The organism is Pseudomaricurvus alkylphenolicus (assembly GCF_011683955.1).
Classification (GTDB): Bacteria; Pseudomonadota; Gammaproteobacteria; order Pseudomonadales; family Cellvibrionaceae; genus Pseudomaricurvus; species Pseudomaricurvus alkylphenolicus.
The window spans coordinates 682130-702596 of sequence record NZ_JAAQPI010000001.1; the positions used below are offsets into that span (position 1 = coordinate 682130).

Below are 20467 nucleotides of genomic sequence, written 5' to 3' on the forward strand. Positions count from 1 at the left end.
CCGCGCCAGTTCCCGCCCGTTGCTGCGGCAGAAAAAAGGCGCTACTCAGGTAGCGCCTTTTTCCAGTGCAAACGACCGCTATAAATTAAAAATTGTAGGCACCCTGAATACCAAAGGTACGCCCTGGTGCGAATATCCCCCAGTGAGTAACGGACGTTGCCGGATCCTGTTCTGAAGCGATGTAACGCTGGTCCAGGGCGTTGTCCACATACGCAGAGATCTTCCAGTCATCGGTTTTGATGCCAAAACGGAGATCCAGGGTCTCAGGTTCATCCATCTTATTCACGTTCTCTGCAGCCAGGTAACCGTCTCGCGCCGTGTAATAAGACATAAAGGTGAACAGATCCATGGTGTCATTCAGCGGATAATTGTAACTGACCACACTGGTAAGAGAGTATTTGAAGTTTACCGGTGTGGTGTTGCCACTGAGGTCCTGGCCAAAGATCTCAAACTCCTCGAATTCTGTATCAAGGTATCCCAGCGACAGGCTGACATTCAGTCCCTCAAGCGGTAACGCCTGAAGCTCAAGCTCCAAGCCCTTAACCGTAATCTCACCCGCGTTGACACCCAGGTCGTTGATCGCCATACCTGGGTCCTGCATCAACACCAGCGCATCCTCCCGCACTTGGTAGAAGGTAGCTGCATTCACTTGCACACGGTTGTCCCACCACTGGCTCTTCAAGCCCAACTCAACGGCATCGGTGGTCTCCGAGTCAAACGGAACCCGTTCCACCGTGCTGGCAATACGATTGAACCCACCGGCCTTGAAGCCCGTTACGTACTTGGCGTAAACCATCACGTCTTCGTTAATAGCGTAATTCACACCCACCGACGGAGACACATTGTCCCAGCTTTCCTCAGCCTGCAGAGCAACGGTGGCGCTCATACCAAGAGCATTAAACACTTCCTCACAGGCAATAGGACAAGATGCCTGGAAACCCTGACTGAAATCAATCTCCTTGGTATCTTCGGTATAGCGCACATTGAACCAGACATCGAGTTTATCGGTGACCTGATAACTGGCTTCCAGGAACAGGGCCAGAGAGGACAGTTGCTGATCGTTTTTCCACTCCGCCGGGAATTGATCACCCAGCGGCCCGCCCCAGCCACCACCATCACCGAGCGTGGATGTCAGCCCCAGGTTGGCCAAACTGGTGCCTACCAGGAAGTTCGGAATTCCAAGGAAAACTGCCTCCGGACCGATAAGACCGGAGGAATACCAGCTCTCAAAATCGATACCAAACTCCCCGCCCAACAAGCTGTTGATGCCCAGCGACAGATTTTCTTCCAAAGCCGTTGCACCGATCATCAGATTAACATCACCGATATCCCCGGCCCAACGAATCTCTGCAAAGGTACTTTCCTGGTTGGAGTCCATATGATGGCGACGCAAATCGATACTGGTACGATCATTATCCACCAGGGTTTCGGCTTCCGTATCCCGATAGGAGAAAATTGCTGTCAAAGTACCGCCAACCACATCCCAGTTAATCTCCTGAATAAACTGCAGCTGATCGGAAGTATTGATCTGCCTGAAGTTACGCTGCAAATTGTCAGTATCATCGACATCGGTTCCAGCGACAGGGCCCACGCCGTTGAGGTTTCCCATGGCCGCACGCGGCGCATGTGCAGCTACGCTGAGCCCACCTTCTGTAGAAAAGGTTTCAATGGTGGTAAGGAATTCCAGATTATCCGTCGGAGTATAAAGAATTTTCAGACGAGCCGACTCATTGGTGCCGGCGTCCAGATATTGATCCTGATTTTCAACGTACCCGAAGCCCTCATTCTGATCGAGATACAGGCCACTCAGGCGTACCGCTAGCACATCGTCAATCAGAGTGACGTTGGACGCAACCCGATATTCCTGACGCTCCTTGCTGCCCAGTTGTGCTTCAATATATCCGTTATGCTCATCAAAACTGGGGCGCGCCGAGCTGATGTTTATCGCACCACCCACCGCATTACGCCCATACAATCCTGCCTGCGGGCCACGCAGTACTTCAAAGCTTTCGACGTCGTAAAAATTGGAAAATGAGGTCAACAGGCCGCCAATATAAACACCATCGCGGTTGATACCAACACCGGGATCTTCATCGCCACTCAAACGGCCACTGCCACGTATGGAAATATCCGAGCTGGTCCAGCCATCCTGGGGCAGAGCTACGTTGGGTACCATTTCCAGGAATTCTTCCATCGCATCCAAGTTGCCATCAGATACGATACTCTGTGGAATCGCTGTGACCGCAACAGGTACATCCTGCATCGATTCGGTGCGCTTTCTGGCCGTGACTACGATTTCTTCCAGGAAAAGATCAGCCTCTTCATCGGCAATGGTGATACCGCTGTTTACCGTTAAAGCAATGGCGGTGGCCAATAATGATTTAGCCAGGATCCCACTGCGCTGATGAAGTTTGGAATAGGAGGTATTCGGGTTTTTCATCGTTAGTTGCTCACTCTAGAGAGTCGGTTATTGTTTTGTACACAAAAGATCGATGGTCATATAACCATCCACTTAACCTAAACTGCCCCTAAAGTATTGCGGTTTGATCCATGTACGCCCCCCCCCCGAAGGGGGGTAAGCCCGTATCGATCATGACTGAATTAAGTATATTCTAAAATGCTGCGGTGAGAGCGATGTCGGAGGGTTTCGACTCCAACTCACCTGTCAATCAGCTTTCCACGGGATCTGCTGATTCTCCATCAAAAGGTCGAAGGAGGGAACCAGATAGGCAAAGAGACTGTCGGTTCCCTGCTCAATGCTTATAACGGAAGCTGCGGTTATATCCTCCTTAGGAAAGTGCACCACGAAACTTTGATAGCCAGCAGTGCCGCCTGTATGGCCATAGGCGTAGCTGCCATTGGGAAGTAGGTAACGGCCAATTCCCAGACCATAGGCATTTCGCCCAAGTATTTCTGGTTCGACGGTATCTACAAATGTCAACATGGTATCCAATGTTGTCGGCTGTTTAAAAAAAAGACCGTCGAGTAGCGCTTCAATAAACACCGACAGGTCCTCAGCATTCGATACCAACGCATGTCCCCCAGCGGCGCCGGCCATCGATGGGTCAAACTCGGAGGTATCCAGCAACTGTCCATTAAAAGACATGTACCCACTGATAAAATTGTTCGGCATTTTCCTGTTGCCCGGTTCAGGCAGCAGAGTATTCCGCAGCGCTAACCGGTTCAGAATTCGCTGGCGAATATTGTCTCGCCAGGAGATTCCCGTTTTGCTTTCAATAATCAAACCCAGCAGATTGAATTCGGTGTTGTTGTACCGATAGCTTTCCCCGGGTTTGAAGCGAGTGCCAGCTTTGGCCGCCTTGGCAAACAGCTCTTTGTCCGAGAATATCTTGCCGCTGAAGATACCGCGCAGCATCTCTTCATCGATTTCCTCGGTCCACTCACCGATACCACTGGTGTGGTTAAGCAGCATTCTGACAGTAATACTGTCTCTGTGCTCGAAAAAGGCCGTTATCTCTGGCTCCAATAGCTCCGATAATCGATCCTTCAGGGACAGTAGATTCTCTTCAACCAGCTGTAGAATGACAGTGGCAATAAAGGGTTTGATTACACTGCCACAACGAAATTTAGCCCCCGGGTCAATCACGCTGTTGGTAACGATATTGGCCACACCCGAAACCCCGTTCCAGCTACCGGTGGGCGATTGAAGCCGGAAGATAACTCCTGGATATCTGGAGGACTCGTCTGTTCTTGCAGCATCCAAAATCCGCTGTAATTGAGCAGTTAATGAGGGATCGAGACCCGGTACCTCAGCATCAGCTTTAACACTAACTCCCGAGCAAGCACCAAGTTGCAGTACGATCAGAGGTAACGAGAGTAACGCGGCCTTATTCATCTGCAATATCAAATTCGAGCAACCAAGTCTGATTCGCATCATTCCGTTTCACCCTCTGTTTGAGAGGTAAACGAGCGCTTGGCTGCCGGCGCAAACCCACTGGCGATCAACCCGAAGCCCCAGAACGTCAGCGCCCACGAAATCCAAATAAATGCCGTCGGCCATGGTACCCAAAGAGCGACCACGGGTCTAAAGTGCTCCGGCAAGTCAGGCTCAACAATGACCTTACCGAGCCCCGAGTACCAAAAAATCCACCACAGCCCTATTGCCGAGGCCAACAAGGTTATGCGCACCACCCTACGTCGAGTGAACTCCAAAGCCAGGCGGCGGCGCCCGGCCCTCAAACCAGCGGCCACCCAGGCCATATAAATGATCAGAACCAGCACCAGAGCCAGCGCCACCTTATATTGCAGATCGCGCATGCCTGCGCCACTTTGGTAAAGGCTGCGAAGGGGGTCCCCGGCAATCTGTCTACTCCAGGCACTTAGTAAATCCAGCTGGTAGCCGAACGTTGACGCGCGATCGCTGTTGGACAATATCACAATGCCTTCTTGCATATCTGGCAGAGTCAAGACGATGGCTTCCCAACCTTGGTTATCGCCCCCGTGGAAACCAATCGTGGTCTCCCCCGGCACCAGCATATAACCCAGTCCGTTGCGCAAAAGACCTCCAAAGGCCGTGTCGGTGGCGGGTGCGGCTTTCAGCATCAGCTCAACGGTTTCTCTGGCCAGTACGCCACGTCCGATCGGCTCCCCGTTGGGTCCGGGCATGCTGGCGGCCACAAATCGCGCCATGTCTTCAGTCGTCGAAAGCATGGACGCCGCTGCCTCGGCTCTGAACTTGTAATTGGGCACAGGTTTGCCCCACCAATCATGGCCGGTAGCCAGGTTCTCCAGTAGCATCGGTGGCCGCGCAAAACTGCTTTTTCTCATTCCGAGAGGGGTTAGAACTTCCCGCTGCATAAAGTCCGAAAACGATTGGCGTGTTACCTCCTCGATCAACAGTTGCAGCAATGTATAGCCACCTCCGGAGTAGCTCCAGCTGCTACCCGGCTCCTGCACGACACGCACATCGCCCATGAGAACACCCTTACCGGACAGGTTCTGTTCCAATGTCGGTAGGGGCTGGGCGGGATCTTTTCCCAGGTAGCCTCCCACAGAGGTGCCCGCCGTGTGACTCAGCAAGCGCCGCACCGTAACTTGTGAGTTGTCAAACGGCGACGGGGGAAGCTGCCAGCGCGTCAAATAGCTCTCGACGGGTACGTCCAGTTCCAGCTTGCCCTGTTCCACCAGTTTCATAACTCCCCAGGCGGTCACCGACTTGGAGACGGAAGCGACCTGGAATACTGACTCACCGTTGACTGGCACATCACCTTCTGTGTCTGCCATGCCATAACTCTTGGACCAAACCACTTCACCCTTGCGCACCAGGGCGACGGAAGAGCCCGGCACGCTGTACTGACCCATCAACCGCTTGATTTTCGAGTCAAGTTCTGCGCCCGCGTGCTCTTGAATGTTGGCCTGAGCCAGATGCCCCAAGAGTACACAAATCGCAGCGACGGCTGCACGTCTTACTTTAGCAAATAACATTTCCGCATTACTCCTGCGATTAAGATCGCAACTGATGACAGGGCGTTATACATAACAATAACACCGCCAGATCACTCGCCCCCCCCACATTGGTGGGGGCGATCGTCTTTATGAGCACCTTACTATTGCCAGAGTCGAACAGGGACATCGGGAACCCACCTGACTCCCGGGGATTATATTCCGTGAACATTACTGATTGAGGGTTATATGGATCGCACGATTGGCTTATGGGGAACCATTGTCACACTGGTTGGCTTCGTTATAGGTGCCGCCGTTTTCCTTCTCCCCGGTGAACTGGCTGCCATTGCCGGTCCCGGTGTCGTTATCGCCTATGCCATCGCTTCGGTGGTTGCAGCCTTTTCCTGTGTCATCGCTGCCCAAATTGGATCGGTTCTGCCCATCAGTGGGGCCAGCTTTGTCTTCGCCACCAAGATGACGTCGCCCTTTTTTGGATTTTTGATGACATGGCTCATTATCGCAGGTGTGTCCACTGCGATGGCACTTCTGGGGCACGGATTTGCAGAATATCTCAGTCTTATTATACCTGAAGTGAATAAAACACTGGTCGCGGTAACTGTGGTTATCCTGTTTGGCCTGATTAACCTGTTTGGGGCTCAAGCCACCGTACGTGCGCAGGCGATAATGGTCATTCTGTTTATGACCATTTTAGTTGTCTTCTCCGTAACGGGTGTGGCTACCATTGACGCTACCCTGCTTACCCCATTTGTCCCCAACGGCATGGGCTCTGTGTTCTCGGTTGCCGTTCCAGCCTTTTTTTCCTACGCCGGATTTCTGGTGGTGGTTGAGATTGGCGGTGAAATCAGAAAACCCCACCGTACCATTCCACTGGCGCTATTGATCAGTTTTTTAATTGTCTGGCTCTGCTACACCGCGGTATCCCTGGCAATCGTTGGTCACGTACCCTGGCAGCAACTTGCCGGCAACAGCGCGCCGGTGGCCACCGTTGCCGAAATTATCTTCCCGGCCTGGGCACAAACCGTCGTTACTTTTACTATTCTTGCCGCCGCAGCCACTTCCATGAACAGTCTTTTGCTGGGCTACTCGCGAGACATTTATGTGCTCTCAAGAGTTCGAATATTCCCCAGCATATTATCCCGGACCTCGAGAAAACACGGAACCCCCTATAACAGCGTGGTTCTGTTGACGGCGTTGTCCGTTATCGCGGTTTTGATCGGTGCGAAGATCTCGCAATACGCAACTGTGATTGTATTGGCATTGATGCTGGCCCAGATTCTACTCGGGGTATCTACGCTGCGCTTACCGAGGGTTATGCCGGAGCAATTGAAGAAATCCGAATTTCGATTATCGCCTTTCTGGAGAGCATTTTTCAGCACCGGGCTGATCCTCTCATCCGCGATATTTGTCCTTATAGGCGTACGGGGTAGTCCTTCTTCCGCCCAGATGCTGATCATCATTCTTTTGGCGGGATGCGCCTACTACGGAATCCGAAAGCATCTTCTGAATTCCCGTGAAATAAACATGAGCCATGGTGTCAACGATCACATTGAAGAAAGTATTGGGGATTCTTCCGACGGCGTCCTTCGAGAGATCACTGACCCTTTGAAAGGCTGAAAGCTCCTGTCGAATCAATAGATAACAGAGGTCACAACATGAGTAACAAACTCGACTTTATGAAAGAAAGTCTCGAGACATTGAAAGATATAGGTCTCGATTTTGATATACCGGTAATGAACTCGGGTGCGGAAGCCCAAATTACGGTCGAAGGCAAATCCATGCTGAACTTTGCTTCCAATAATTACCTGGGCCTGGTCAATCACCCGGAACTGAAAACAGCCGCTAAAGAGGCGGTGGACCAATGGGGTGTCGGAGCCGGCGCAGTCCGGTATATCGCCGGTACTCTGGATCTGCACATCGAATTGGAGCAACGACTGGCTCGGTTTAAAGAGACCGAAGCGGCCATGTATGTGCAGACCGGTGTTGTCGCAAACCTGACCGCTATCGCCGGGTTAATGAGTGATGAAGATGTCATTTTCTCCGACCGATTGAACCACGCCAGCATTATTGATGCGGCCATTCTTTCGAAAGCAAAAGTGGTGGTATACGAGCACTGCGACATGGATGATCTGCAAGCGAAAATTACCGACCACCTCCCCCATTACCAACGCGGACTGATCGTCACCGATGGCGTTTTCAGTATGGACGGCGACATTGCACCACTGGACCAGATCTGCGAAATTGCTGAGCAATACAACCTGTTGACCATGGTGGATGACTCACACGGCGATGGAGTTTTGGGGCAGGGACGCGGAATTGTCCATCATTTTGGGCTTCATGGAAAAATCGACATTGAAGTGGGTACCCTCTCAAAAGCCTTTGGTGTTATCGGTGGTGTCATCGCCGGAAAACGCCTGGTTGTCGACTACATCAATGCTCATGGCCGCGCCCATTCTTTCTCCACCGGAACCACGCCCGCGGATACGGCTGCATGTCTGGCGGCGCTAGACATCCTGGAGCGCTCGACCGAATTGGTGGACAAGCTATGGGCCAATACCGACTACTTCAGAACCGGCATGCAAGACTTGGGGTTCTCGTTGGGCAACACCCAGACACCTATCACCCCAATCTTGTTGGGTGAGGTGGATCTTGCCAGACAATTTGCCAAACGCATGCTTGAAGAGGGCATCTTCGCTGCCGCGCAGACCTTCCCTCTCGTTCCTAAAGGAAAGGCCCGTATCCGCTTGATCAACACAGCCGCACACAGTCGCGAAGATCTGGACTTCGCGCTCTCTGTCTTCGAGAAAATAGGGCTCGAACTTGGCGTTATCAGGAATAGGGAACAATGAGGTCAATATGATGAACAACTATCGATTCACCGACAAAGTCGCCATTGTCACCGGTGGTGCGCGTGGACTCGGTAAAGCCACCGCCCTGTTACTGGCGCAACAGGGGGCAGCTGTTGTTATCTGTGATGTTCGTCGTGAACTCGCGGATAACGCCGTGGACGAGATTATCGACAAAGGCGGCCGAGCGTTAAGCTATGCTGCCGACATCTCCAACGCCAATGATGTTGAGGACCTGGTCGCCTCGACGGTCGACTATTTCGGTACCGTTGACATTCTGGTTAACAATGCCGGGATTATGCGCACCACCAGCCCCGCAGAAAGCATCCCGGCGGAAGAGTGGAGCGGGATGTTTGACGTCAACGTTACCGGAGTATTCCAATGCATGAAAGCGGTACTGCCGATATTCAAAGAGAGACGCAGTGGCAAGATCGTCAATGTCTCATCCTCGGCAGGACGCAGCATGAGCACATTTAATGGCGCTCACTACACCGCCTGTAAGGCGGCGGTACTGGGGCTGACCCGGCACATCGCCAATGAAGCCGCCCCCTATAATGTCAATGTCAATGCCGTCGCACCTGGCAGCTTTGCCACTGAAGGAGGGCTTGAGCTGGTAGCCGGGGCCCCACCGGAAGCACTGGAAGCCGAGGCCAAGAAAATACCCATGCGCCGCTTTGGCAAGCCCGAAGATCATGCCAATCTGGTGGCATTCCTTTGCTCTGAGGAATCTTCCTACATCACCGGCGCCACCGTTGATATCAATGGTGGCGATCTCATGATGTAAATCAGCCATGCCAGGTAAGAATGGCATCGAATTTTCCAATTCTGTTACTAATTTAATTGAGTGAGCGCAATGGTTACCCTGGACGATATCAACAAGGCTCGTTTAACTGTCGAGACGCTGAATCGAAAGTTAAAGGCCGGTATTCGACATACCCCCCTGATCCCTGCTGACAGATTAAGCAGGATGATCAACAAGAAACTAATCTTTAAGGCAGAGTGCCTGCAGGTAACGGGTTCGTTTAAGGTTCCTGGTATTCTCAATACCCTGGCAAATGAAGTTGATGATCATTGCCAGGGAATTCTCGGTGTTTCTTCGGGCAACCAGGGGCTTTGTATCGCCTATATCGCGGGCCTGATGGGAAAGCAGTCACTGATTTCTGTCCCCCCGGGTGCCTCGGCCGAAAAGCAGGAGCTGATACGCAGCTACGGCGGCGAGGTCGTGGAAATGAAGTTTCGATCCTTTGATGAGGCTCTAAAGACCTGCACGGATCTCGCCAAGGAAAAGAACTACTACTTCCCCAACCTGTTTGAAAACGAGAACTTTATTGCCGGCCACGGAACTCTGGGGGCACAGATCCTGGAGGACCTCCCCGACGCAGACGTGATTGTGATTCCTGGTGGTTCCGGTGTACTAGCCGCCGGCCTGGCAACGGCGTGCAAGTCCATCAAACCCTCTGTTAAGGTATATGTTGTTGGCGCTGAGAACAGCGCCTGCCTTTATAATGCCTACCGGGATAAAAGAGCAGGGGCTCTGGCAAGTATACCCTCTACCATATGCGACGGTCTGCGCAGCCCCGTGGTCACCCAACTGATTCTTGATCACGTACTCCACTATGTAGACGACGTTGTCTCAGTGACCGATGATCAGGTAATGGAGGCCATGCGCCTGGTCTGGAGCCATACCAAGCTGCTGTCTGAACCGTCGGGCGCGGTGACTTTGGCGGCATTGCTCAACGATAAACTGCCCATTGCTGACGGCTCAAATGTAGTGTGTCTTCTGACGGGTGGCAATACCGGCCTGAAGGACGCGATGAGATATCTGGAAACCGCGTGCTGATCGGCCATACTGCTGTCATAGTTTTCAAGAGTAATAGTGCTCATTCAGGAAGTTCTTCTGAAGGGACTTGAAGGTGGCCAGGGATGGCCACCCGGTGGGGGTACAAACTTAAGAATAGAGCCCTTGTACTGCCATACTGGCGTCCAGTGCTTCCTTCGCCATCCGCTCCAACAGCTCTGCGGTAGTCGGAATATCGTTGATCCGCCCGATAGTCTGTCCGACAGTGTACACACCGAGGTCCACATCGCCAACGATCCAGCCCTTTTTAGCACGTTGACCGGTCATTAGAGGCATCATCTCATCAAGGCCTCCGTTCGCGGCTTCCACCTTATTGATTTCCTTCACAACGCCGTTACTCAAGGCACGGCATTGCAACCCAAGGTTCTTGGCGATCAATTCAGTTTCGTACTCCTGACGCTTGACCAATTCGTTACGAATATTGTCGTGAATTTCACAGCAATCGGTGGTTGCCATAAAACGTGTGGCCATCATCACGCCGGAGGCACCCAGCGCCAGTGCCGCCGCCATGCTGCGGCCGTCGGCGATGCCGCCAGTAGTCACAACCGGAATAGAGAGTTCGTCGGCGAACTTCGGCGTCAACACCATGGTTGAGACATCATCGTTCAGCGGATGCCCCCCCTCTTCGATACCGGCACAATAAACGCCGTCGTAGCCTACTTTTTGGGCATGTTTTGCATGGCGCAAAGAGCCAACTTTATGGAACAGTCGAACCCCGGCCTCTTTCAAGGCATCCAGGTAATCCATACCACAGGCACGATCAATAGGTGCGCCTGAGACTTCAATACCCGGCACTTTCTCCTCCGCACAGACTCGGAGATACATTTTGTGATGTTCATCAGATACGGCAATTGATGGCAGGATGGTCACGCCAACCATAAAGGATCGGCCATTGAGGCGCTTTTTGGTCTCAACGACTGCGTCTCTGAACTCTTCTTCCGTTTTATAGATCGCTGCAGTAAGCGTACCCATACCACCGGCATCAGCGACAACTTCACACAGCCTTGGGGTACCCAGCCACATCATAGCGCCACAAATAATGGGATACCTCAAATCGAACATTTCGCTGATCGGGGTTTGGATCAAAGGACTAGCTGACATAATACAAGCTCCAGATACTCAGTAACTATCGGACATAGCCGCCGGGCCCAATGATTACCAATACCGGGCACCACAACAACTTTTTGAAGTGAATAGCCCCCCAGACACTTGCACATTTGGGCTCGCCATTGGTTTCGGGGCTATGGAAATACTCTAAACTCTGCTGCATCCGAGCTCCCCCCCTAAACGGGGAGTATGCACGTCACCAATTCAGTAAATGCCTTCCATTCGTCAGTCAATTCCAATTTTGGTTTGAATGACCACCAGAAAAATTATCACCGAAGAAACTGCCTTCATGCCAGTAAGGCCTCTGCGGCCGGTTTGCGACTTCTTCGCCGATCAGTAGACTCAGCTCCGAAAACGTTCTTGCCGCTTGCCAGTCAAAGGACAGTTCCAGATTATCGGTGGGTCGATGGTAGTGGTTCATGGCAAAATCAAGAATCAGATCCATGGCGTTGACGTCTGGATCGCTGGATTGAGTCCCTGTTGTCAAGAACACCGAAGGGATCCCCTTGCGCACATACTCGTAATGGTCACTGCGTACAAAGAGGGCTCTTTCTGGCCAGGGATCCGGCTCCAGCTGCATGTTCAGTTTCGCCAGAACCTGTTCGGCGATTCCCCCCAATGAGGAATGCTCACTGCCAAAAGCGATAACACTCTTTAAGGGATAAAACAGAAATGGCATGTCCAGGTTGATGGTGGCTACCATCGATCCCGATGGCACCGTTGGATTGTTTACGAAATAGTCCGCCCCCAGAAGCCCAGCCTCTTCCCCAGTTACCGCCGCGAATAGAATGGAGCGCTTGGGCGGAATACGGCTTTCAGAGAATATTCTGGCCACCTCCAACATTACCGCTACCCCTGAGGCGTTATCCAATGCGCCATTGTATATCTCACCAGCGCCACTCACTTCAGTCTGCCCGAGATGATCCAGATGAGCATTATAGACCACATACTCATTCTTAAGCTCAGGATCACTGCCTTCAATAACCCCCAGAACATTTGAACTGGATATTGAACTGATTGTATTGCTGCTTTTCAGAGACATGCTCACAGCGAGATCAAAACCGGCAACCTGTTTGCCTTGTTCAATACTGGAAAAAACATCTTCCAGAGACATCTTTGCACCCACAAACAGTTTTGAGGCTGGGACTGTATCGATATGTGCCTGAGCCATTATTTCGGGCCAGCCATCAGCGAGACTGTTGTCATCTTTGACCCAACGAAACCTGGGGATGTTCAAATATTGATTTGACGCCTTACTATAAGGAGAACGTTTCTCCATATCCGGCGTTTGTACGGTAACCAGGCCCACCGCCCCCGCCTTGACAGCATTGAGATAGCGCTCTCGATGGTTCCCAAAATGTGCCCCCTCCTCACTCGGAAACCACCGCGGTTGCCCCGACAAAATCACCACTATTTTTCCCTTGGCATCCAGGTCTCTATAATCATGATGATTCAATAGGTCCGACTCAATACCGTAACCCGCAAACACCAGAGGGGCGGAAATATCGATATTCTTGTGACTGGCGCTGGCAATGGGAACAAATTCCCCAGGAAACTTCAACTCCGTTTCGTTGTGGCCATCTGCAATAGTCAGCCTCACCGAAGACCGGTCCACCAACGCCCGGCGCATTGGAACACTTTGAAAGTAACTGCCACCATCCCCGGCAGGCTTGACTTTGAGTTTAGCAAACTCTGCGGCCACGTAGTTGGCAGCGATCTTGTAACCTTTACTGCCTGTGCCACGGCCTTCCAGGACGTCATCGGCAAGAAATTCTACATGAGCTTTGAGGCGATCGGCATCGGCTTTCGGTGCACTCTGAACCGCTATGTCCGTGTTGAACTTGCACCCATAGATTGCGAGGATCATCAACGGTAGCACAACTATTCTCAAGTGGTTTTTCATAACTTTTATCCTGATTCCCAGACGAACACCCTATTGACTCAGGGATCAATCATATTTTTTTGAAACTGTCTTGAGGTGCTCTTTGACGATTTTCAGTGTGGGTAACAAGAAGTCAAATCCCGCCCCCTGATGCGCCGAAAGAACGGAGGCCACAGTGATGTCTTCTTTTGGCAGATGAAAGACGACGGATCTATAACCCGCAGTCATACCCCCATGCCCAATGGCATAACCGCCATTGGGCAGAGGAAAGGTCTGTATACCCAGGCCGTAGGCTGATCCCGCTTCTCCCATATCGACGAAACTCAGCATCTTTGACAGGGTCTCCTGATTTCTGAATAAGACTCCGTCCAGAAGCGCCCTGATAAAAATTGACAGATCTTCGGTATTGGTTACGAGTGCATGTCCTCCCGCTGCGCCGGCCAGCGAAGGATCCACCTCAGTGGTATCGGTAAATTCACCACTGAAGTCACTGTAACCACTGATAAATGGTTGACTCATGGTCAGATGGCCAGACTCTGGTAGAAAGGTATTCTTCAGATCCAGAGGTGCCAGAACACGCTGACGAATGTTATCTCGCCAGGATTGTCCCGTCACCTTTTCAATAACTAAACCCAGAAGATTATACCCCGTATTATTGTACTGCCATTGACTTCCCGCATCAAAATACTGTCCCTGAGAAGCGGCCATCTCAAGTAACTCTTCTACCGGCCAGGGTCTGATCTGCTGGTTGTCCCGGAAAATGGCTTCATAGAGTTCCTTCTCTTCTTCACTGTTACTCCCCGTCCAGTCGCCAATGCCGCTGGTATGGTTAAGCAACATTTTGAGGGTAATACTGGCGCTGTCGTTGAACTTACGTGTGGTGCTATGGGGCAGAAAATCTGTCAGTCGATCATCCAGGGACAGCTTCTTTTCTTCCATTAACTGCAAGACAACCGTTGCGATAAACGGCTTTAGTATGCTACCCGCACGAAACTTGGCGGCGGGGACTACCGCATCTCTGTTGACCACGTTGGCCACGCCAGTGGTCCCCTCCCATATGCCTGCCAACGTTTGTATTCGAAGAATTGAACCGGGGTATATGGCAGACTGATCAACGGACGCAGTGTCCAATTGCTTTTGTAAAAGCAAGGATGTTTCTGAAGGAAAACTGATTTTGTTCTCGTTGCTTCCTATACTGGAGCAACCGCTGATCAGAACGACTGCCAGCAACATAGAAACAAGCAGGGTCGTATCGGAAAAAATGGACATGTGGGCACCCCTCAAAAAACTACGCTGCATAGCATCTACTCCAAAAAATGGTGGCATCCGGCTGGGCTAAGACTGCTCAATAAAATCTTCAAAAGGCCGCACCAGTTACGACCGCAAAGACGAGCGCAAGCACCATTAGTCCCTCTATGGCGTGCACGATAATACCGAACCAACTGCAACGAAAGCGGCGGGAAGTCCAGAAACCTGCGAGACTGACCACTGTATTTAACAGTATACTCAAAGGCTTGTGGAGGTGGTAAGAAGCAAACAATACGGCACCGGCAACCCAGTCCCACTTTCCAAAAACGCCTTGTAGTTTCGGTAACAACACTCCCCGGAACAAAAATTCTTCACCCAAGAAATAGTTGAACGCGTGTGAGACCAGCACTAAGGGTATCAACCACCAGGCCCCGACAAATTCTGTCGATTTCAATTCTTCGATACTGGTCGGTTCCGGGATAAAGGGAAACAGGTTGTCAACCAGTGATATCAACGGGCCGCTGAGGGTAAGCATAACCAGGCCATTAAACGCAATGGCAGGAACCAACCACCAAAACAGTTTTGCATTTGCGTCACCTGTAAGAGGATCACGGGGCATATTCAGCCAGGTGCGCTTTTTGATAGAAGACCAACTCAGTGTTCCCAATTCATCGTACATAACCCATAGCGCAACGACGAACTGCCAAGCCATTCCTGCAATCATAAGCAACCAGAATACGATAGCGGGATTCAGATTGGTGTCCGGAGATATCACCGGGGCAACAACAAACGCCAATATTGGCATCGGCAGCGATACGACCGCCCAGATGCCAAGTATCTTCCTGAGGGAATATTGGGACTCCGATAGAGGTAAAGTTGAGGGATTGCACTCCGAGCCCGGATCAATCGGTGGCTGAGAATTCGTGGCGCTGGTCAAAGGTTGTCTCCTTTATCCGCATTGGTTGTTGTCACTGTTATGGTCAACTGTAGCGGTGGTCCAGCCTTCTATTCCCCCCCCCATTTGAGGGGGAAATGGAGTTACCGCCCAGTATCCGAGATCTCACCCCTGGACCTACCAGAATTGGGGGTGCGTTGCCCATTGATCTCCCTAGAATCAGAACGACTTTGATCAGGATGCCCCCCGTGAACCTAGCGAGACCCCTCTTCTTATATCTTGTCACCATGATTAGCTGCTACGAGTACGCCTTGGCCGATAATAAGGTTATACGTTTCTACGCTGTCGATTCCTACCCCTGGGGTTACAGGGCTGACGGGGAGGATAAAGGCATCATCGTGGATTGGGGCAAAGCAATCATGAGCTATGCGGAACTGCCTATAGAAATAACACTCGCTCCGCTATCGCGGATTCTGGCAGACATGTCCACCGGAAGGGCAGACGCAACCATACACTTTGCTGATGACCGGTTTATGAAAGTGTCCGTTCTTGCCGGTAGCACTCCGGCTCAACGGTCAGGCTTTATCACCCTTAGAGGAAATCCCATTGGTTCTATGGAAGACTTGTACGGTAAAGTGGTTTGTCAAAATCTGGGCAGTATTTATGGCGAGGCCTATGACTCGGAGAAGCGCATAAGTCGGTTATACATTGGCTCTTATACCCAGATCATCAAGCTGGTTTATCGTAAGCGCTGTGACGCCGGGGTCGGTCTGATCAGAGGCCTGTTCACAAAGATCCAGGCTCTGAATTTGCCGAAAGACACATTCGACAACCCATTATATATCGACCAGGAACTGTCCGGCGGTCTATTATTATCCAAATCTACCATCGACCAGAAAACTGCAGGGCATCTGAAACGCGTGATGAGAAGCCTGCATGCACGAAACGAGTTCGAGCGCATTCAAGAAAGGTATTTTACTTCCGACTGAGATCCTAAAACCGAAGTTAGGTTTACGAGATTTACGATCTGGACACTAACGCAGGATTTTCATCTCGCGAGCCTTAATACTGGCTTCAGTTCTGTTGTGAACGTCAAGTTTGGTATAGATATTTTTGATATGCCAGCGCACGCTGGACTCGGCGATCAATAGCTCCTCGGCCACTTCGCGATTTTTCAATCCTTTGGCCACTTGTTCTAAAACCTGGATTTCTCTTGGCGTCAAGGAATCTGTTTCTTGCTGCCCGGCAGATGCTGGAGAGCCACCAGTTACCGGCGCCTGGGAGGTACTGATCGCGCTCATCTCCCCTTCCGAGATTGCAAGAAGGTGATGAATGTGGCTGATAACCGGATCCTGAAGCTCCTCCCTGTCCTTTGACGTACGCAAGCGGTAATACCCTTCCAGCAGTCTGACAAATTCGTTACCCAGATCGAGAACGCTGCGCGCCAGCCCGACCTCAGTCGCCATCACCATAATATCCCTGATCAATCTAATCGCTGCTTCAGGCTGCTCCTGATTGGCCAGCATGACAGCCAATAGCCCACTGATCATGACTACGGAAGGCAGGCGACTGCTGCTTTCCGCATTTCTGAGCAGATGACGCAACCAGGCGCCGGCCTGCTTGTAGCTGCCAACAGCTATCCAATAACGACACATTGCCAGATAGAAAATCTCTGCCTCCGGGCTGGCATGAAATCCAGGGGCGGGACGGGGCTTGTCAAGAGGCATCTCACATTGGCGCAAAATGGCTTCCGCCGAAGAAAGATCCTCGCCCTCTATCAAATACCAGGCCTGGTATGCTCGAATCTGGTTCAATAACCTTGGTGTGCCCCGGCTCGATACCTTTCTCTCTGCTTCGTACAACCTGTCGACAACGTCTTTGGGACCACGTTCCAGACCAACTAATTTTGCACTGAGTATTTCTGTTTCCGCCAACAGAACTGGATCACTGCTGAGCGGATACAGCTCTATCGATTTCCTCAGGCTGTCCCGGCACGTATCCAGATCATTGGCTTCATAGCTGAGTTGCGCGAGCGTTAAGTCGAAACGCCCAGCCGCAGGAAGCGGTTGCTGTGATTCATCAATGGCATCCTTCATGCCCTGGCGGCATAGATTTTGGCCATCTGTCAAACGGCCCTGCAATCTGCGCACAAATGCCATGACTTGGGTGGCCATACTGACCACAAAAGCATTGGGCACAGCCCGACCATAGGCGTGCCCATCCTGAAAAGCGGCGTAAGCGTTGTCCAACTTGTCCTGGTGAAGATAAATATAACCCAATTCGACCTCGGTCACGGCGCGAATAAATACCCAGTCTGGGTCCAGGGAATCCTTCAGTGCCAGTAGCGGCTTAGGGTCATCCCACTGGTCATTGGAAATACGTTTGGTGAACTGATCGATGACACCCAGCTCAGCCAAGTATTCGGGGATCCGCCGTCGGTCTTCCTCTTCCAGAAGGTCGAATTGTTCACGATAGAGCCGTTCGGCAATCTTTGTCGATTTCTTGGCAGCCTGTATTTGATGTGTCAGTAGCTGGCACCAGATCAGATGCGTCAGAAGCTGCGGAGAACGGGATATGATTTTCTCGGGCAATAACGTCAACCATCCCAGCAGACGACTGACCTGGCCAGCGCGTATCACTTCCACTACCGAAGCGTTAATGACCGTGGTCACATACTGGATATCACCACTGGCAATGCCATGATCCACTGCTTCCTCCAGCATGCCATTATCCAGGTACCATCTGCTGGCGCGCTTGTGGATCTCCGCACGATCCAGAGACGCCTCCTGAGACAGCAACCCCCCTAGAAATTCTGAAAACAGGGAATGGTATCGATACCATTTGCCCTCTGCATCCAGAGGGTTGAGAAACAGGTTTTCCCTTGCCAGCTTGCCAATCTGTTCAGAGGCATTATCCTGTTGGGTGACGGCATTACACAGATCTACCGTAAGGCGTCCCAAGGGTGCGGTTTGCAACAGGAAACGCCTGGTTTCAGCGCCGTGTTTATTAAGTACCGCCTCCGTCAGGTAGTCAACCAGAGCATAGTGACTGCCGGTGATCAACTTCTGCACCTGATGCTCCGAGCCACCCACGTCAAGGGACATCACCGCCAACTTGATGGCCGTGATCCATCCTTCGGTGTGCGCTGAGAATTCGGTCAAATTTTCAGAGGCCAGCTCCAGATTTCCCGCGTTTTTCAAATATTGTGCTGTTTCTTCAGCAGTAAAACGCAGAGCATTTCGATCAAGAGTTACCACTTTGCCCTTTTCTTCCAGACGATTAAATGCAAACGGTGGTCGAGTTCTGGAGGCAACAATGCTGCATATGCTCTTTGGAAGATTACTCAACAGGAAAAATACGGCATTGTGTACATCCGGACTGCTGATTTCGTGATAGTCGTCCAGAATAAGAGTTGCGCCCGACTCAAACCGTTCCAAACTGTGTATCAAGGCTGAAATTATGTCCTCGACAGGGTAAGGCGGTGTCGCCGAAAAATAGACCGCCATTTCCTGATCAATTGCCGGATCCAGAATACCAAATGCCGCTGAAATATGTTCGATGGCCCTGATGGGATCGTTTTCAGTGTGGCAGAGTGTCAGCCAGGCTGCCTGCAAACCGGCATGCTGAAAGTGTCGTGTCAATTGCTTTAAGAGCGTGGTTTTGCCGTAGCCGGCTGGCGCCTGAATCAACATAAGGGCCAATTCTGGAATTTCAGCGGGATCCGGCAACAGCCTGGAGCGCAGCTCCATACCCTGTTGCTCAACAGGCGGGGTTATTTTGGACTTCAGAATAAAGGAAGATCGCCGCAAAATCGGCTCCTTGGAGGCCTTACTCATCGTTACCTGTGCTCCTTTAACGCTGCCCGAGACTATAGCATTCATTAAAAAGTGCAACGGGGGGGCTGCCACCCCCCGAATGGGGGGGCAACCTAGAGGATAGTAATAGAGCTGAAGCTATTCAAATTCATTTTTGCGTGAGGTTTATACTAGGCGTTCCTTAAGTAGCAAGTAGTGTGATTTGCATAAATGATTTGTTCAGACCTTAATGCCAGGGATTAGCCCAAATATTCTCCCATTTTCTGGCCTCCAGTAGCGATTTGTGAAAGAAAGACATCCATCTTTCTTCATCCCCTTAATCCGGGTTGGTTTTAGACCGATATGGTGACCTTGATCAAGGTAGTAGGACCAAATTTGATGTTCCCCTCCCGATTGCAGACCAAAGGTCTATTGTAGCTCGAGGCTAATTCTCAAATAGGGATCGGCGATTATTTTGTGAGAACACGCCAGCCTGCTTAAGAGTCTTCGAATTCCAGCTCACCAATCGCCGGTCAGGAATACCGTAGTAGTCGTTTGATGGTGCACTCGATTTACCTTGTCAGTCATACCATCGCAGGTGGTTCATACAATTCATCATGGTTCCCGAAGACAGTTCGTCCGACAACCAGCACTTTATCAAGACCTCTGGATATTTCGTATTCCATGTTCGTATGCCAATAAGCCGATACCCAATTACCACCAGTCTTAGGATCTTAGCCCGGTTGGCTTGGGTGCCATGACCACCATCGCGATTATGAAGGCACAGTTGTTTGAGTTGGTATTCCAGATCGCGCATAGTGTAGTCTCTTCGGTTAGTGTTTATGGCTACCTCCCGGATCTGCTCCGAAATGGTACCGCTGAAGCGGAAATGCCTGGGGACACCACGCCCCTCGATCTGACACGCCTAGCCGCAGGCACGCAGCTTCTCCCCAGTTGAGGAACCCACTGCGACAGTTTCTCAAGGCTCGTAGAGCCCCACCAACGGGTGAAAAGTTCACCTCCTTCAAACATGCGGAACCGTTGGTCTGACACAGTCAGTCCGCATTGAGTTTTATAGCCATCCGAAGACGACTGAGTGGATGTATACGACACGGGAAGTTCCAAGCCGCGAATTTCAAACGAGTTACCGTCTGTTGTCCGGAAAACCTCCCGAACGGTAATGGTGGAATGGATACCTCCAGAATACGGCACCATTCGTCCGTATTGCGTTTTAGGGATAACCGCACGGTTATCGAGTTGATTGACATGACACTGAACGATCAGTGTCGGTGAGTTTTGGACACTGTTCTGTCCATGATTCGAGGAAATCCGAATCAAGTGGTTATGAACCTCCTTAACGCTTCACCACGGGGATTCGCGCCTGAATTATGGAACCATCGAACGACGATTGGATTG

14 protein-coding genes are annotated in these 20467 nt (G+C 51.4%); 5 read left to right on the forward strand and 9 right to left on the reverse strand.

The genetic code is table 11. From position 1 onward, the window contains the following. Nucleotides 1-85: 85 nt before the first annotated feature. The 3 genes from HBA55_RS02685 to HBA55_RS02695 all read right to left on the reverse strand — a co-directional run bounded on the left by HBA55_RS02685 (nt 86) and on the right by HBA55_RS02695 (nt 5445). The gene (locus HBA55_RS02685; RefSeq protein WP_166986674.1) at nt 86-2440 is read right to left on the reverse strand and encodes a TonB-dependent receptor; all 2355 of its coding nucleotides are present in this window, start codon (nt 2438-2440) and stop codon (nt 86-88) included. A 225-nt stretch (nt 2441-2665) separates the two neighbouring features. Next, nucleotides 2666-3898, reverse strand: coding sequence for a serine hydrolase domain-containing protein (locus HBA55_RS02690; protein ID WP_166986677.1), 1233 nt, complete (start codon nt 3896-3898; stop codon nt 2666-2668). Beyond that, on the reverse strand, nt 3895-5445 hold the full coding sequence (locus HBA55_RS02695; protein ID WP_166986680.1) for a serine hydrolase domain-containing protein: 1551 nt from the start codon (nt 5443-5445) through the stop codon (nt 3895-3897). Before HBA55_RS02695 ends, HBA55_RS02690 begins: the two co-directional genes overlap by 4 nt. A gap of 207 nt (nt 5446-5652) precedes the next feature. Here HBA55_RS02695 and HBA55_RS02700 point away from each other — a divergent pair, with 207 nt between their 5' ends. The 4 genes from HBA55_RS02700 to HBA55_RS02715 all read left to right on the forward strand — a co-directional run bounded on the left by HBA55_RS02700 (nt 5653) and on the right by HBA55_RS02715 (nt 10107). Beyond that, on the forward strand, nt 5653-7038 hold the full coding sequence (locus HBA55_RS02700; protein WP_166986683.1) for an APC family permease: 1386 nt from the start codon (nt 5653-5655) through the stop codon (nt 7036-7038). Between the two features lie 38 nt (nt 7039-7076). Beyond that, on the forward strand, nt 7077-8270 hold the full coding sequence (locus HBA55_RS02705; RefSeq protein ID WP_166986686.1) for a glycine C-acetyltransferase: 1194 nt from the start codon (nt 7077-7079) through the stop codon (nt 8268-8270). Nucleotides 8271-8277: 7 nt separating this feature from the next. Further along, nucleotides 8278-9051, forward strand: coding sequence for an SDR family NAD(P)-dependent oxidoreductase (locus tag HBA55_RS02710; RefSeq protein WP_166986689.1), 774 nt, complete (start codon nt 8278-8280; stop codon nt 9049-9051). A gap of 69 nt (nt 9052-9120) precedes the next feature. Beyond that, nucleotides 9121-10107 (forward strand): threonine ammonia-lyase, encoded by a 987-nt coding sequence (locus HBA55_RS02715; RefSeq protein WP_166986691.1) that lies wholly within the window; start codon nt 9121-9123, stop codon nt 10105-10107. A 108-nt stretch (nt 10108-10215) separates the two neighbouring features. On the opposite strand, the gene HBA55_RS02720 is transcribed toward HBA55_RS02715, so the two are convergent. The 4 genes from HBA55_RS02720 to HBA55_RS02735 form a co-directional block, all read right to left on the reverse strand. Further along, complete coding sequence (locus HBA55_RS02720) at nt 10216-11226, reverse strand: NAD(P)H-dependent flavin oxidoreductase (RefSeq protein ID WP_166986694.1); 1011 nt, start codon at nt 11224-11226, stop codon at nt 10216-10218. Between the two features lie 235 nt (nt 11227-11461). Continuing rightward, entirely contained in the window at nt 11462-13135 is a 1674-nt protein-coding gene (locus HBA55_RS02725) for a M28 family metallopeptidase (protein ID WP_166986696.1), read from the reverse strand. 45 nt (nt 13136-13180) lie between these two features. Next, nucleotides 13181-14383 carry a serine hydrolase domain-containing protein gene (locus HBA55_RS02730; RefSeq protein ID WP_166986699.1) on the reverse strand — a complete coding sequence of 401 codons (1203 nt, stop codon included), beginning with the start codon at nt 14381-14383 and terminating at the stop codon, nt 13181-13183. An 88-nt stretch (nt 14384-14471) separates the two neighbouring features. Continuing rightward, nucleotides 14472-15299: a CPBP family intramembrane glutamic endopeptidase gene (locus tag HBA55_RS02735; RefSeq protein WP_166986702.1), complete on the reverse strand. Its 828-nt coding sequence runs from the start codon at nt 15297-15299 to the stop codon at nt 14472-14474. A gap of 269 nt (nt 15300-15568) precedes the next feature. Between HBA55_RS02735 and HBA55_RS02740 the strand changes: the two genes are divergently transcribed. Beyond that, entirely contained in the window at nt 15569-16246 is a 678-nt protein-coding gene (locus HBA55_RS02740) for a substrate-binding periplasmic protein (RefSeq protein ID WP_166986705.1), read from the forward strand. A 45-nt stretch (nt 16247-16291) separates the two neighbouring features. On the opposite strand, the gene HBA55_RS02745 is transcribed toward HBA55_RS02740, so the two are convergent. After that, on the reverse strand, nt 16292-19093 hold the full coding sequence (locus HBA55_RS02745) for a winged helix-turn-helix domain-containing protein (protein WP_166986707.1): 2802 nt from the start codon (nt 19091-19093) through the stop codon (nt 16292-16294). Nucleotides 19094-19631: 538 nt separating this feature from the next. Next, nucleotides 19632-19868, reverse strand: coding sequence for a phage integrase N-terminal domain-containing protein (locus HBA55_RS38150; protein ID WP_166986710.1), 237 nt, complete (start codon nt 19866-19868; stop codon nt 19632-19634). Between the last annotated feature and the right edge of the window lie 599 nt (nt 19869-20467).